A 13,773-nucleotide genomic window follows, 5' to 3' on the forward strand; every position below is an offset into this window, starting at 1 on the left:
TCTTTGGAGGAGCTCAGGGCTTGTTCAGGAATTCCTGAAGCCGGTTGGTGACAGCACTGGGATCTTCGAGGGAGTGCCAGTGGCCCACCCCGTCGAGCACGTGCTTCTGGGCGTTGGGGTAGATCGAGAGCAGCTCGTCATTGACCGCGACCGGGCTGACCTTGTCCTCGTCGCCGGTGAGCAGCAGAACGGGGACGTCGATCGACGCGAAGTCCGGTTCGACGGCGGCGGCGAGGGCCTCGCAGGCACTCGCGTAGCCCTCCGGGTTCTGACCGAGCAGCAGTTCGCGGACCAGGGCCACCGACGACGGTCGGGTGCTATGCGTTTCCTGCGACAGCGCTGCTCCGACGATGGTGTCGGCGACGGCGGACATGCCCGCTTCGCGGACGGTGCGGGCGCGAGTCCGGGTGGCAGTCTTGGCGGCCTCCGGCTGAGCGCGGACCGCGCCGAGGAGCGCGACCTTGCTGACGCGCTGCGGGTACTCGGCGGCGAAGGTGTTCGCGACCAGGGTGCCCATCGAGTGCGCGACCAGGGCGGTCTGCTCGATGCCCTCGGCGTCGAGCAGTTCGCGCAACTCCTCGACCCAGTTGTCGATGCTCGCCGGTCCGGCGAATGGGGAGCGGCCGTGACCGGAGAGGTCGTAGCGCAGCACGGTGTGGGTTTCGGCAAGTGTCGCGACCTGCGGTTCGTACACGGTGGTGGCGCCGCCGAGTCCGTGGATCAGCACCACCGCGGGTCCGCTGCCGGTCTTCTCGACGAAGAGTTCACTGGTGCCGATCGGGGTGAGGTGGTTCACAGCGGCCGGAATACCGATGCTGTTGCGCAGCTCGCCGAGGCCTGGGGCGGAGACGATCACCTCGTCGCCTTCGAAGAGGTACTTCGGCGGGTCGAATCCGATGCCGACGCCGACCGGGGTGCCGGTGGCGATCACGTCACCGGGTTCGAGGGTGATGCCGGCGGAGAGCGTCTCGATGATGGTGGGCACGTCGAAGATGAGCTTGGCGGTATTGGTGTCCTGCCGCAGTTCGCCGTTGACGCGGGTCTGCAGCTGTAGGTCGTCGATGTCGATCTCGTCCGCGGTGACGGCCCAGGGGCCGAGCGGGCAGAACGTGTCGAGGGACTTGCCGATGAACCACTGCTTGTGGTCGCGTTGCAGGTCGCGGGCGGTGACGTCGTTGATGAGGGTGTAGCCCCACACGTAATCCAACGCGTCGTCGCGGCTGACCTTGGAGGCGCGCTTGCCGATGATGACGCCGATCTCGCCCTCGTAGTCCAGGGCCGAGGTGATGTCGGTATGCGGGTCGATTGGGTCGCCGGAGGCGATCACCGAGGCAGCGGGTTTTGTGAAAACCACCGGGTACTGCGGCACGTGCTGACCGTCTGCGGAGCCGGTCGCGTCGAACCCACTCTTGGCGAACTCGGCGGCGTGCTCGGAGTAGTTCCGGCCGACGCAGAATACGTTGCGGTGCGGGGTGATGGGGGCAAGTAACTTGCCGCCCTCGGCGGGGGTGCTGGTGCTCAGCCGGCCGAGAGCGCCCTGGCCGCCGGCGATGATCTCCTGCAGCTCATGCACCTGGGCGCCGGTGTCACCGAACCGCACGGGCAGCGCAGCTCCGTTCGCGTCCACAGCGCAGACGACTGCGCCGCTCTTACCTTGAATCCGCGCGAAGCGCATGAGACCTCCTGTGAAACCAATGTGAACCAAACTGGATTGCGGTTCGTATTGGTTACGATAAGTCGATCGTGCTGTGACCGTCAACACTTGATTTGTTGAAGTGCAAGTAGGGGATCTGGGTACTCACCCCCTATGATTGGTTCGAATTGGTTCGTTGAGAGGAGTTGTTGTGAGCCTGGCTGTGGGACCTTCGGCTGCTGTTCTGCGGCGCATCGAAGCCCTTGTCGCCGAGCGGCAGTTGGGCCCTGGCGACAAGCTGCCGACCGAGCGGGAACTTGCCGCAGAGGCCGGTGTCAGCCGTGCCGTGGTTCGGTCTGTTCTCGAAGATCTCGAACACCGGGGAACAGTGGTGCGTTACGTCGGGCGAGGCACGTTTCTCGCCCCGAGCGAATCCGCGGCCGCGGAGACGGCGAACCATCCCAGCCCCAGCGAAATCATGAGCTCGCGGCTCATCCTCGAACCGGAACTGCTCCCACTCGCCGTGGCGGCCGCGACCCGCGACGACATCGAGGAAATGCGCCGCTGCCTGCGCGGCGGTGACGGCGCCCGATCCTCGGAAGAGTTCGAACGGTGGGACACCGCGCTGCACCACAGCTTCGCTCTCGCCACCCACAACATCGTCCTGATCGGGGTCAGTCAGCTCCTCATCGACAGCCGCCAGCAACCGATCTGGGGTGGGCTCAAGAAGCGCACCTTCAACCCCGAGTTGCATCGCGAATACTGCGGCGAGCACACCGACATTGTCGACGCCATCGCCGACCGGGACCCGGACAGCGCCCGGACTGCGATGCGTGTGCATTTGCGGCACGTCCGCACGACCCTGCTGGGGGACAACGCCTGACCACCGCCACCCGCGAAGCGCCGGCCACCGGTCGGACCAGGCTTCGGCGGTCTCGCCGCCCTGCGCAAACGACAGCGCAACGGCGTCGACGCCCCGGATGCGCGTGGCCGGAAACGCCTGGGCACCGCAAGCACGCCGAATTCTGCGAGAACGGGGCGAAGGTCACGGCTGCAACGGCCAGCTCCCTCGCCCGTGACGAACGCCGCACGGCCGCCGCCCAGGTCGCAACTGCGCCCGCATCCGCGGCGGCAGTGCCGACACCGGCGGGCACGCCGTTCGGGAAGCGGTACCCCTTGCGGTGGGACGAGAAGACCAGACGCCGGCTCGAAGAACTCGCCGACGAGGTTTCCGCTCTGGTCCGAATTGGAATCCGGAGGCTCATCGCCGACCCGGACGCCGATGGCGCTCTGGCGGCACCTGGGTGCCCTCGCTTTGATATTTGGTGCCGCCGCCGGCATCTCATCCGGTCTGACGTGGCGGCGGCTCCTCGTAGGCGCTCGATGTGGCGGTGTGTGCGGCGGTGAAGGCGTGCGCGAGGGTATCGAACGTGCGCACCGCGTCCATGTCGGCCAGGGCGATGACCCGGCGCAGGTGTTGGGGTGCGGCGACGGTGAGGTGGCTGCGTTGCTCGCGGATTCGGGTGCCGGCGGCAGCGAGCGCGGTGAGGGCAGCGCATCCGACGAAGCTGGTGCGGAGCAGGTCGACGACGGCGCTGCGGCCGTGCAGAACGATTTCGTCGAGGCACGCGGCGAGGATCGGCGCGGTGGCCACGTCGACGTCACCGCTCAGACGCAGCACGATCGGACCTCCGGTGGGTTCGTCGATCTTGAGGGTGAAACGGCGATTCTCGGGGTCGTCTCGGTCCCAATCGGCGGTGTCGGACAGGGACAGGCGCAGGCGTTGCGGGGTTTCGATGACGGATCGCAGGTAGGTCATGGTCGCTCCCGTGTGGGCGGTCGAGGAGCGGATAACCTGCCAGGGGTGGGAGGTCAGTGCACGCACAGCGGCCGTGATGGAATTTCGGCGGCTGCTGTCTGAACCTGTGTCCATGACGGTAACCCCGCTGCGGCCGGAATGAAACCCCTCGTTGCCAGAGCGCCGCCTTTCAGGCAACTCTGGCGCTGACGCCCACCGTTACCCAGCGCAGTGGGGCTGGATGTGATCTGCCGGACGGCGAGGCCGGGCTTCTCAGCGCCCTGACGCTGACGATCGTGCAGGACCCCTGCATCTCGCTTAGTTGCACGGTTGGACGCAACCTGGAGGGGTTCGCTGTTATCTGTGGGCGATTGCCTGTGTGCGTCGGATCCGGTGGTGGTGGGGAGGGGCCGAGGGTGAGGGTGGATGAGGTGGGTGCTCGGCGATTCCTCCGGTGGTGGGCGGCGCATGGGCCGTCCCACGGCGCAGCACTGCCTCGACTGACAAAGGAAACTGCAATAGCGCGTGTACTCGTCTTCAGTGCAGGTGCATGCCTCGGGACCGCGCTTGCGAAGAGATTTGTCGCAGCAGGACATTCCGTCACAGGCTCGGTGCACAGCGATGCCGCAGCCGAGAGAGTACGCGACCTCGGTTAGGTCCGGGTATTGGGAGACCTGACCAACCTACGTGGACACTGGCGTGGCTTCAGGACGCGGATGTGGCGTCTGCGCTGCACAGTTCATGCTCGAGCCCGAGTATCCCATGGTCTCAGCCATGTTCGGCGCTCGCCGAAACCCGGAGGACGTCATTCTCGCCGCGAACCGGCAATAGCGAGGTATCCGAAGGCGGTGCGGCGAAGCATCGGATGCCCAGCTGAACGCACGTACGAAAACGGTGGTGTCTTCGCTGCCATCCAATGCGCACGGTACTAGGTTGTTTCGACCTGAACCGCCCGCCTGAGCGCTTCGGCGACGTCATCTGGCAGTGGACGCGACCGCGTTGAAGCGAGATCGACGTTGACATAGGTGTTTTCGATCGTTGCGACGATGACCTCGTCACGCCGCAGGGTGATGCGCAGCTGGAAGCTCGACGTTCCGACACGGGTCGGAACCGTGTCGGCGTCGAGGACGTCATCGAAACGGCAGGGGGTCGCAAAGGCGATCTCGCTCTTGACGACGGACGGATCCGTCCCCGCCGCAATGAGTGTGTCGTACTGCCATCCGAGCGATCGGAAGAATTCGGTCATCGCGATATCCGCGATCTCCAGGTATCGGCTGTTGAAGAGATATCCCTGCTGGTCGACCTCGTGATACCGAACTCGGTGGGAGTACACGACCGTGATCGTACCGCGCCGAGGAGCGAGCCCTTCACGGCTGTCTTCGCCGCACCGCTGGGTCAACTGCGCCCCCCGTGGCCGGGCTCGTGTAGATGTTCACTCCGGTTTCCAACCCGTCCGGGGTGAGGAGCGGGCGACAACAGAAGCCGTTGTACTGCGGTGCCCCCCTGTGGTCGACGCGGCTCGTCCCGATGGCGCCGCCACATCAGGCGGTGACCACCTGTGCCGCATCATTGTCGGCGACCGTGCTCATGACACACGAGATCGCGAACTTCTGCGGCAATGCCGGCGCGGCCGCCTCCTCGTGGCGTTCGACAGGGTGCGCGTTCGCAACGTCGTTCGTTCCTACGCCGTCGTGGTCGCGGTCGACGCCGCACGCCGCGAGCAGTCCGGTGGATCGACACCCCGGGCTCGGTACACGCGTGTGGGAGTCCGAGTGCCGGCCCGCGCGGGGCGAATCCCCGGACTCGTGGGTGGCCGGCGGTCGGATGCCACTCGTGCACCGCGGTGCCGCGGGCATCGCCGATGCGTGATTCGAGACGATGCCGGCATAGCGGGGCGGCCGAGAGCGGTTGTTCTTTCCCGCTCGCCGGGAACCATGCGACCGTGCGAGGGAACGGACCGCTGCGAAGGGAGAGGGCCCGCGGCTGACGCCGATCAGCAGCGCGTGCGTGCCGACGAGTGCCCATGCGAAATTGGCTGCAGCGCTGGGCCATGCGCCGTACAGGGCCGAGGCGGTGCCGCTGAGCACGCCACCGACGGCATTCACCATGGCATAGCGCCGGGACTTGATCGACAACCGGCCGCGATTCGCCAACAGGTACGCCATCAGCGTGCCGATTGTTCCCACCCACCCGAGCACCGCCGCGGTCACGGGCTCCTCCTCTCACGATCTCTCCCGATGTACATCCGCAGTATGTGGTGGCCCAGGTGTTCAGGACAAGTGAAATATTCTGTATCCGGGGTTTAGGATTTGTGAATGGACATCGATCCGCGACGGTTGCGTTACCTGCTAGCGGTGGCGCGGGCAGGTGGGATCTTGGCGGCCGCCGACGAGCTGCACATGACCCCCTCGGCGGTGTCGCAGCAGATAGCGCGGCTCGAACGTGAGACCGATCAGGTGCTGATGACGCGAACCCCGCAGGGCTCGGTGCTGACGCAGGAGGGAACACTGCTCGCGGAGGCAGCCCAAGATATCGAGCGAACACTTGCCGGGGTGCGGTCACGGCTGCAGCAGGGCGACGTGGAGTTGCACGGCCGGATGCGCATCGCGTGCTTCCAGAGCTTCTTGTCGGTCGTTATCGCCCCTGCCCTACCGCAATGGCGCAGCAGACTGCCAGGAGTCGCGTTCGACCTCGTCGAGACCGAACTGGAACCCCATCTGCGCTCCCTCAAGGACGGCGAATTCGACGCCGCTATCATCGAACTCGACGCAGAAACAGCCGAGGCCGCGCCACCCGCCGGCGTCGCCGAGGTTCCTCTTCTCGACGAGCCCTGGAAATTGGTAGTTCCGACAGGAACACTTATCACCGACATCACCGACCTCGAACGCACATCCCTGCCGTGGCTCGGTGAGCCCGAAGCTGCAACCGCCTTCCCCGCACGAAGACTGCGGCGTGTGGCTGGGGGCGACAATCAAGTCATGCACCGCTACTTCGGCACGCAGACGGCACTGGCGCTGGTCGCCGCCGGAGAAGGGATAACCGTGCTGCCGTCACTCGCGCTGCAGGGGATGCTGCTCGAGGGAGTCGATGTCATCGACGTGCCCGGACTCGGTACCCGTCGGGTCGTGCTCCGCAGTTACCCCCGAGGAAAGATCGCCGACAACCTGGTGGCAGCGGTCGCCGTCTTGCTGCGAGAAGCCACGTCGACTCTGAACTCCGGCAGCCGAATGGATTCATAGGTCCTCGGCCGGGCTCGGTGGCAGCTGGCGGAGCAAAGACCGTCGCCTTCGGCTGTGATCGCCCCAGGGTACGTATCTCGGGTGTAGTGGCTGTCGCTCGTGAGGGGCCGACGATCCGATCCGTTCGCCCAGCTTGATTAGCTCGGGAGCAAGGACCGCGGATGTTTCGGCGTACGACAGGGCTCGGAGGATGCGGTACACAACCTGGGGTTATTCGGTTGTCCTTCTTGTTGTCTCGATCCATGATCCTCGCCGGAGTATCGTTCTCAGGACAGCAGACCGACTAGAAGGCTGCGCAAGGCATCCTCGAAGAGATCCCGATCGGTGGGCTTAGGAGTTGCGTCAGCGGAGATCGCCCGGGCCACGTGCGGGTACGCATGGCTGTCGATCGGGGGAAGTGCGAGCTGCGAAGCGCGCTCGCTGCGAGCGAACAACGTTGTGACTCCCGTTGCCATCGCGATCGCTTCAAATTTTGCCCGACTGGAGGCCGTGACTGGTTCGAGTACCTGCAGGCAGTGGTCCAGCCACGCCAGGGCTTCGGAACCGAAGGTGGGCGATTGTTGGGTGACGTCGACGAGCCAGGGGTGACGCCGATACAGGTGCAACTGTCGGCGGGACATCTCGAGCATGGCGTCCAACCACTGATCATGGCCGCGTGGGTACGGACGGAGCTCGCGCATGGCGTGATCGGTCATGAGCCCGAGAAGTTCGTCCCGCGATGTCACGTACCGGTACAGCGAAGCGGCACCGGTACCCAACGCGGCTGCAACGGCCCGCATGGACAGGCCGGCCAAGCCTTCGTGATCCGTGAGTGTGATTGCGGCTGCAGCGATCTCGTCTCGGCTGTGCGCGGGGACCGGGCCTCGTCGGGGACGCGGCGTCTCCGTTGCGGAGGCTCTGCGTTTACGGGGTCGGGGTTGGTCGCTCACTCCACAATCCTAAACTGCGAACACTGTTTGCTATTGTTTGAAGTACGCACTTCAGGAGGCAGCGATGCAAGAGCGGGTTGAACGAGTGGGCGACGTCGTCCTGCATACCGTCGGTGACGGCCCTGCTCTGGTGGTCGTTCATGGCGGCGGGGTAACGATCGATTCCTATCGCCGTCTGGCGCGCAAACTGTCGGATACGTTCACCGTGCATCTCTACAACCGACGCGGACGCGGAGATGCGCCGCCCCGTACGGAGCCCTACGACGTTCAAGAGGACGTCGACGACCTGCGGACGGTGCTCGAAAACACGGGCGCACGTGGCGTTATCGGCCCCAGCAGCGGTGGGTTCATCGCCCTGACGGCTGCCCTGCAACTGCCCATCGTGCGTCTCGCTCTCTACGACGCAGCAGTGTCCGTGGACGGTCTCTTCCCCGCGCAGTGGCTGGAAAGTGCGAGAGCAGCGGCACGGGACGGCGACGTTGCACGTGCGATGGCGATCACCGGGGCTGGCATCAACACTCAGTCGCGGGTGGGCGCCCTGCCACTGGGGGTGCAGATCGCAATGAGCCGACTGTTGTTGCGCACTCCCGTCGGGCGCACTATGGGCGCTTTGTTGCCCATGACGTTGGACGAGTCGCAGACGATCGCACGGGCCGACGGTCCGGCGAGCCGCTGGTCGGGGGTGACTGCGGAGGTTCTGTTGCTGAGGGGTGCGGACGGACCGCCCTATTACGAACAACTCAACGATGCCCTTGCTGCTGTACTGCCCCGCGGCCGTGCAGCAGCAGTCCGCGGGGGCCATGACGGCATCAACCGCGCCTCAGCCCAGCTGATCCAGACGTTCGCGGCCTTCTTTGGACCTACGGCGCACGGCCAACCCTGACCATGCGGGGGCTGGGTTCGAATCAACTGCACTATCACCGAATTCGTCTCCCCAGCCATCGCCGGGCAGTTCCTTAACGACGGCCCGGACCTGGGCACAATGCCCGTCGGTGATCATGGAGTACGTCGGTCCGCCCCCGTGGATGCGTTGTCGAATGCATCGACGGAATACCGACCAAGAGCGTTATGGGGGACGCCATTCCGTTCACAGTTGGTAGCGTCGACTACGGATCGATGTGCAGGGCACGAACGCGCAAGAAATTCTCAGCACTCACGATTGCTACATCGAGCAGGCAACACGAGTCGGCGTGGGAAGAGCTGTCGACTCTCGCATTGGAGCTGTCGCCGGTGGCGCAAGCCGACAAAGAAATCGGGAATGGCGGCCACCGAGGCCTATGAGGTGGTCACGAGTGGATGTATCTCCGCCCAGATCGAGGAGATGTACAGCGCAGCTCACTGAGTCAACACGCGGTCGCGGCGGTGAACAACAGCATCCAGCCCATTCATCTCGGGTGGGCCGGACGCTGTTGTCCTCCAGGATCAGGAGGCCGACGACGCTTCGATCAGGGCCTGCCGCTGGTTGGCTCCGAGCCCGCCGATGCGACGGGTGTCGGCGATCGACAGTTCCTCGAGAAGCTTCGCGGCCTTCACCGCCCCGACGCCGGGCAGTGCCTTGAGCAGTGCCGAGACCTTCGTCTTCTTCACGATTTCGTCGGTCTCGGCCTTCGTGAGCACCGCTTCGACGCTGAGGTCGCCGGCTTTCACTGCTGCCAGGAGTTCGCTGCGCGCTTTGCGGGCTTCGGCGGCCTTCGCGAGCGCATCCGCGCGTTGTTCCGGTGTCAAGACGGGCAGTGCCATGGGGTACTCCTTGGTGCGTTGTTCGGCCAGCTTGTCTGGCTGTCCCTCGTTATCGTGCCAGGTTGGGCCGACACGCCCACGTTCCGATCGCTCGAGGCCGATCCCGGGGTGGCTGTATTTGTCTGCGGAACCTCAGGGGTGGCATGCACCGGATCGGATGATGGGCAGCGCTGTGTGGTGCCCAGCGCGTCGTTGCGGCATGATTCGCGATGGCCGGCCATCGTGCGTATTACGAGGCGCCAGCAGTGGAGGTGAGCAATGAATCCATTCGAGTTCGTTGCTCATATTCCCTGCCCGCACTGTCGTCTCGGGGTCGGGGAGCGGTGTGTCAGTCACCAAGGACGGCTAGTGCAGTGTCCCACTGGGGTTGGTCCGGGCCCGCATCGAGTTTGGTCGAGCACGGGTAACGCGACACGTTATGCGGGCACGAGAAGCGCGGACAGTCGACGAGCGGCGAACTGGGTGAAGTACTCCACCTTGGCGTGATCGACCAGTCCGGGCAGGTAGACCTTCCATGCCGTGGTCGTGCGCTCAGGCAGGTTTCTCAGGGTGTCGGTCGCGACGGCGAGTTGTCGCGCACCGAATACCATCTCCAGCAGCAGACGGCCGACCTCGTCCGGCTCGGTGCCGGCACGGAAGTCGCCTTCCTCGACGGCCCTCGCCGCCAGTGTCCGATAGATCGAAGTCCAGCGCTCGAAGACAACATCCCCCGTGCCCCGAGAGTCCCCCACCTCGGTGAGCAGACGGAATGCCGCCAATGTCAGAACGTCGCTGTTGTCCGGGTTGATCATCGCGTACGACATCCCGATCAACGACTCCAACGCTGGTGTGCGGGAATCGATGTGTGCAGACCATGCCATTTCGAGGCGTTCGCAGCCCTCGTCGATCACCGACCGTGCCAGCTGCTCTTTCGAGTTGAAGTGGAAGTACAGCGAACCCTTCGTCACCCCCGATGCGGAGATGATCTCTTGTAGGCCGGCATTGACGTATCCCACGCGGTTGAACACGTCAGCCGCGGCGGCCAGCACAGCGTGGCGGGTAGCGATAGCGCGCTGTTGCACGGTGCCCCACTCCTTTGTCCGATCCGGTTGCCTAGCTGAATCGTACCGGTCGGTTTTGGCCACAAGTATTGGACGATCGTCCTGTTCTGCCACTGGGCAGACTCGGATCAGTGGGGGATCACGGCGTGGCAATCCGGGGGTGGGGCGGTGCCGCTGATGGTGTCGCTCCACGCCAGACGACTGCGGGCGGCCGGTGGCCTGTACTCGGACCCGCTCGTCGGTGCGTTCGAGTCCCGGGACAGCTCTGAGTGTGCGATTGAGATTCCCCTGGTCGGGGCGGCTGCCGACGAGCGCAGTGGTGACGGCGCAAGGTCGCCGTGCTCGTCGAAGCCGCGCCACTCGGTGGCGGTGGCGGGGTCCGCGGTGATGTCGTCGGCGGTGACGACGGCCCACGTGGCAGGGTCGGCCCACGGGGGTCGCGGCTCACAATGCTGGAGATGATGGAGCGGGGCACCACAGATACGAGCGTCTGTGCTGCCGGACTCGCGGTGTCCACCACCGTCCGGGATGCGGCCGAGTTTCTCGATGTCGACGTGGACGAGAAGACGACCACTGCAGCGCTTCGTGTCAGCGTGTCGGCACACGAATGGCAGCATCCGGCTTGCTGCGTACAAAGTGGCGGTTACAGACGAACGGGAGGGGTGCGATGACGGACGTTCGCCGCGTACTCATCGACACGGATACCGGAGTCGACGATGCACTCGCTCTGTTGACGGTCCTGGACGCACCGCAGACGGAGTTGATCGGAGTCGGCAGCGTCTTCGGCAATTGCACGGAACGGCAGGCCGCATCCAACGCGCTCGTCGTACTCGCGGCCGTCGGCCGCGTCGACATCCCCGTCTGCGTCGGTCGGCCACGACCCGGACCGGCGCCGACAATCCCGTCACTTCACGGCGCCGACGGTCTTGGCGATCGAGGCTTACGGCCACCCGACGGGGTCTCGCCGGCGGCGGAGTCGGCTGTCGAACAGATCCTGCGAATCGCTCGTGAACACCCGGACAGGTGGACCTCCTCTGCCTGGGACCGCTGTCCAACGTCGCTGCCGCTCTCGAGCAAGATTCGCTGGTGCTGACTCGCTACCGGACGGTGACCATCATGGGCGGAATGGGACCCGCCGCCCGGCAGGACACCAATGCCGCGGTGCAACCTCTCCTTCTGGTGAAGGGCGACACGAACACGAACCATGACCCAGTCGCCACCGCTGCGGTCGCAGCGGCGCGGGGGCCGGTTACCTGGGTCGGGATGAACGCAACCGGTCGTCTGCACATGCCGTGGGCCGATCTCGACGCCCAGGCTGCGCATTCCGGAGTCGCCGCGTTCGTCCGCGATATCACCGCCGACTACCACCTGTACTGCACCACCACCTACCAGGCTGACACCCCGATCTACACCTGTCACGACTCCGTCGCGGCCGGTGTCATGCTCGACCCGGCCGTGGTTCGGTCCGCCGTCGAATTGACCGGCCGCGTGCACCGCGGCGATGACGGTCGGGCAGGCCTGTGGGGGCACAGAGCGTTTCACGCCCCGACGCATCGGTTCATCACCGACCTGGACTATTCGACGATCCGGCAGCGGATTACGGAGACGTTCAGCGGCGCTGTGCCGCATTGACCATCAATAGGGTGGACGCATCGGTGACTGTCGAGCCGGTCTGAGCGCTTCAGAGTCATGGGTGATGCCGTCATTTTCCGTAAAGCAGGGCACTCTGAACTTGCGATGGGTTCTCGTGCGGACCTGCGGTGGCAACACCGGCGGCTCCGATGGCGAATCCGGTGACGGCCACGGCGGTGGCGGAGAGTGCGATGAAGAGTGCGACGCGGTGGCGGGCGTTGGTGTGCATGATGGCTCTCCTGAGTTCTGACACTTCGGGGGAACGTCGGGGACCGTGGGGCTTAGGCTTTCGATTCCCCGGTGTGCAGCAATTATGTCGCGACTGCGCGTTCTCGTCTGTCCGCCGACAGGGCCGAGGACGGGATGAATCCAATGCCCCCCGATCGGGGGATGTCGACGATACGATCGCAATTTCCGGTGTCGCGGTAGACAACCAGATCGCTGAGAAGACAGAGGTCATGAAGCGGATGGCGCGAATCAGTGCCAGCTCGCTCAGCGGCATTGAAACTACGATCAGGGCGCACCGACGCGGCGGCTGCCCGCCGGGGGACGAGTACGTCGTCGACGGCGCGACCCCCTTGGCGTGGACCGTGCTCGATGTCGCATCCGACCCGAAGGCATCCGCGCAGCTACTCGACCGCAGGGCCTCCCGCCCCGTCGGAGCGAGGATGCGTGACTTCGATGGAGACTGACATCCCGGGTGGGGCGTACCAATAGGTGCTGCCCACCTCCGGCGAATCGCCAACGGTCAGAGCGGCGGAGGGGGTCCGAGTTCGCGTCCCACCCCGCTTTGCTTGCAACCGCCGAACGGCAGGAACTGGGAAATGTTGTGCCAGTCGTTGATCCATACCGTTGATCGTCCGAACTCCAGACGCCGGCGGCCCACCCGTACTTGCTGTCGTTGGCGATCTTGACGCTCGTCGACACTGTCCTAGGAGATGATCGACAGCGCGGGCCCGAAGTTTTCCTCTCGGGCGATGATCATGTCGTTGGTGACGTGGGTGAAGACCGTCGGTTCCACCAAGAACTCCTTCTTGAACCGTGGTCTTTCACGAACACCGCCACCGAATCGGAGTCGAGTACACCGATGTGGACAAGCACGCCGCCGTCACTTACCTGCCGAGAACGGAGACCAGCGTGAAAAACAAGCCGGGCAGAAACAGGTACCCCGATGGGCTGAACGACCCGTGTGCAACCCCGCAGGTCACCCCACAATTGTGACCAGACAGAAAAGCGACACCAGTGCCCTACGGACCTCGCGAAGGAGGTCGCCGGAGACAGCGTCCGACCCACAACTTCACTCGTAGTCATACAGGCAGCACACCCCGCGCAGACAGGCAACGTGCGCCCCCTTTTGAGGGTTCAGTGCTGCACCCGAAGACCGCACCTTTTCCTGGTGCGAGTCGGGGGATGGCCCGTCCGTACGACGGCACCGTCGTACGGGCGGGTCCACTCCGTGGTTATCGGAGGTCAGGCATGAAACATGCATCCCACGAGGGCAACTACTGGCGAGTCGAAGTCATTCACCGCAACCCAATTGCCTGTGCCGAGTTCCACCCGCCAGGCGTGTCAACCGGGACCTCTCGCCTGCCATGCTGTCGGATCACGGTGGGATCGACTGGGGAAGAGCGGGATCGGTGGCGTACACCCTCTATGTAGGCGTCGAGGGCGTATGTCTCGACGAACGTGACAATACAGGTCTTGCTACCAGTCGGGGGCCTGACGCGGGACTCGGTCCAGATGTCGGGCGTATGATCGACGG

At 64.9% G+C, this 13,773-nt stretch carries 12 protein-coding genes and 3 pseudogenes; 4 read left to right on the plus strand and 11 right to left on the minus strand.

Annotated features, from left to right (window positions below; genetic code table 11):
- Positions 1–13 precede the first annotated feature (13 nt).
- Positions 14–1,675 (minus strand): alpha/beta fold hydrolase, encoded by a 1,662-nt coding sequence (locus H0B43_RS19710; protein ID WP_185726404.1) that lies wholly within the window; start codon positions 1,673–1,675, stop codon positions 14–16.
- A gap of 169 nt (positions 1,676–1,844) precedes the next feature.
- On the opposite strand from H0B43_RS19710, the gene H0B43_RS19715 reads away from it, so the two are divergent.
- Entirely contained in the window at positions 1,845–2,516 is a 672-nt protein-coding gene (locus H0B43_RS19715) for an FCD domain-containing protein (protein ID WP_185726403.1), read from the plus strand.
- 459 nt (positions 2,517–2,975) lie between these two features.
- On the opposite strand, the gene H0B43_RS19720 is transcribed toward H0B43_RS19715, so the two are convergent.
- From H0B43_RS19720 to H0B43_RS19730, 3 genes are all read right to left on the minus strand, one after another.
- Entirely contained in the window at positions 2,976–3,452 is a 477-nt protein-coding gene (locus tag H0B43_RS19720; protein ID WP_185726402.1) for an STAS domain-containing protein, read from the minus strand.
- A gap of 907 nt (positions 3,453–4,359) precedes the next feature.
- Positions 4,360–4,764, minus strand: a complete 405-nt coding sequence (locus tag H0B43_RS19725) for a thioesterase family protein (RefSeq protein WP_312033695.1) — start codon at positions 4,762–4,764, stop codon at positions 4,360–4,362.
- A 208-nt stretch (positions 4,765–4,972) separates the two neighbouring features.
- Entirely contained in the window at positions 4,973–5,641 is a 669-nt protein-coding gene (locus H0B43_RS19730; protein ID WP_185726401.1) for a hypothetical protein, read from the minus strand.
- 105 nt (positions 5,642–5,746) lie between these two features.
- Here H0B43_RS19730 and H0B43_RS19735 point away from each other — a divergent pair, with 105 nt between their 5' ends.
- On the plus strand, positions 5,747–6,670 hold the full coding sequence (locus tag H0B43_RS19735; protein WP_185726400.1) for a LysR family transcriptional regulator: 924 nt from the start codon (positions 5,747–5,749) through the stop codon (positions 6,668–6,670).
- Between the two features lie 266 nt (positions 6,671–6,936).
- Here the strand turns inward: H0B43_RS19735 and H0B43_RS19740 are convergent, their stop codons facing one another.
- Both H0B43_RS19740 and H0B43_RS43185 read right to left on the minus strand, forming a co-directional pair.
- Positions 6,937–7,365: a TetR/AcrR family transcriptional regulator C-terminal domain-containing protein gene (locus H0B43_RS19740; protein ID WP_252190871.1), complete on the minus strand. Its 429-nt coding sequence runs from the start codon at positions 7,363–7,365 to the stop codon at positions 6,937–6,939.
- A gap of 18 nt (positions 7,366–7,383) precedes the next feature.
- Positions 7,384–7,599: pseudogene (locus H0B43_RS43185) on the minus strand (TetR family transcriptional regulator); the annotation flags it as partial.
- A gap of 64 nt (positions 7,600–7,663) precedes the next feature.
- Between H0B43_RS43185 and H0B43_RS19745 the strand changes: the two are divergent.
- Positions 7,664–8,482 (plus strand): alpha/beta fold hydrolase, encoded by an 819-nt coding sequence (locus H0B43_RS19745; RefSeq protein WP_185726398.1) that lies wholly within the window; start codon positions 7,664–7,666, stop codon positions 8,480–8,482.
- Between the two features lie 539 nt (positions 8,483–9,021).
- On the opposite strand, the gene mihF is transcribed toward H0B43_RS19745, so the two are convergent.
- From mihF to H0B43_RS41635, 3 genes are all read right to left on the minus strand, one after another.
- The gene (gene mihF / locus H0B43_RS19750; protein WP_185726397.1) at positions 9,022–9,339 is read right to left on the minus strand and encodes an integration host factor, actinobacterial type; all 318 of its coding nucleotides are present in this window, start codon (positions 9,337–9,339) and stop codon (positions 9,022–9,024) included.
- Between the two features lie 416 nt (positions 9,340–9,755).
- Positions 9,756–10,400, minus strand: coding sequence for a ScbR family autoregulator-binding transcription factor (locus H0B43_RS19755; RefSeq protein WP_312033694.1), 645 nt, complete (start codon positions 10,398–10,400; stop codon positions 9,756–9,758).
- Between the two features lie 107 nt (positions 10,401–10,507).
- Entirely contained in the window at positions 10,508–10,984 is a 477-nt protein-coding gene (locus tag H0B43_RS41635) for a hypothetical protein (RefSeq protein ID WP_252189755.1), read from the minus strand.
- Between the two features lie 62 nt (positions 10,985–11,046).
- On the opposite strand from H0B43_RS41635, the pseudogene H0B43_RS19765 reads away from it, so the two are divergent.
- A pseudogene (locus H0B43_RS19765) lies at positions 11,047–12,011 on the plus strand (nucleoside hydrolase).
- A gap of 70 nt (positions 12,012–12,081) precedes the next feature.
- On the opposite strand, the gene H0B43_RS19770 reads toward H0B43_RS19765, so the two are convergent.
- Together H0B43_RS19770 and H0B43_RS41640 are read right to left on the minus strand one after the other, a co-directional pair.
- Positions 12,082–12,240, minus strand: coding sequence for a hypothetical protein (locus H0B43_RS19770; protein ID WP_185730162.1), 159 nt, complete (start codon positions 12,238–12,240; stop codon positions 12,082–12,084).
- Positions 12,241–12,759: 519 nt separating this feature from the next.
- Positions 12,760–13,077: pseudogene (locus H0B43_RS41640) on the minus strand (aldehyde dehydrogenase family protein); the annotation flags it as partial.
- Positions 13,078–13,773: the final 696 nt, after the last annotated feature.

Origin of the sequence: Rhodococcus sp. 4CII (assembly GCF_014256275.1) — a bacterium.
GTDB classification, from domain to species: domain Bacteria; phylum Actinomycetota; class Actinomycetes; order Mycobacteriales; family Mycobacteriaceae; genus Rhodococcus_F; species Rhodococcus_F wratislaviensis_A.

Excerpts from the sequence above, each read along its gene's own strand:
- H0B43_RS19710 (WP_185726404.1), bottom strand. The coding sequence starts at position 1,675 with ATGCGCTTCGCGCGGATTCAAGGTAAGAGCGGCGCAGTCGTCTGCGCT.
- H0B43_RS19720 (WP_185726402.1), bottom strand. The coding sequence starts at position 3,452 with ATGACCTACCTGCGATCCGTCATCGAAACCCCGCAACGCCTGCGCCTG.
- H0B43_RS19735 (WP_185726400.1), top strand. The coding sequence starts at position 5,747 with ATGGACATCGATCCGCGACGGTTGCGTTACCTGCTAGCGGTGGCGCGG.
- H0B43_RS19740 (WP_252190871.1), bottom strand. The coding sequence starts at position 7,365 with ATGACCGATCACGCCATGCGCGAGCTCCGTCCGTACCCACGCGGCCAT.
- H0B43_RS19745 (WP_185726398.1), top strand. The coding sequence starts at position 7,664 with ATGCAAGAGCGGGTTGAACGAGTGGGCGACGTCGTCCTGCATACCGTC.
- mihF (WP_185726397.1), bottom strand. The coding sequence starts at position 9,339 with ATGGCACTGCCCGTCTTGACACCGGAACAACGCGCGGATGCGCTCGCG.
- H0B43_RS19770 (WP_185730162.1), bottom strand. The coding sequence starts at position 12,240 with ATGCACACCAACGCCCGCCACCGCGTCGCACTCTTCATCGCACTCTCC.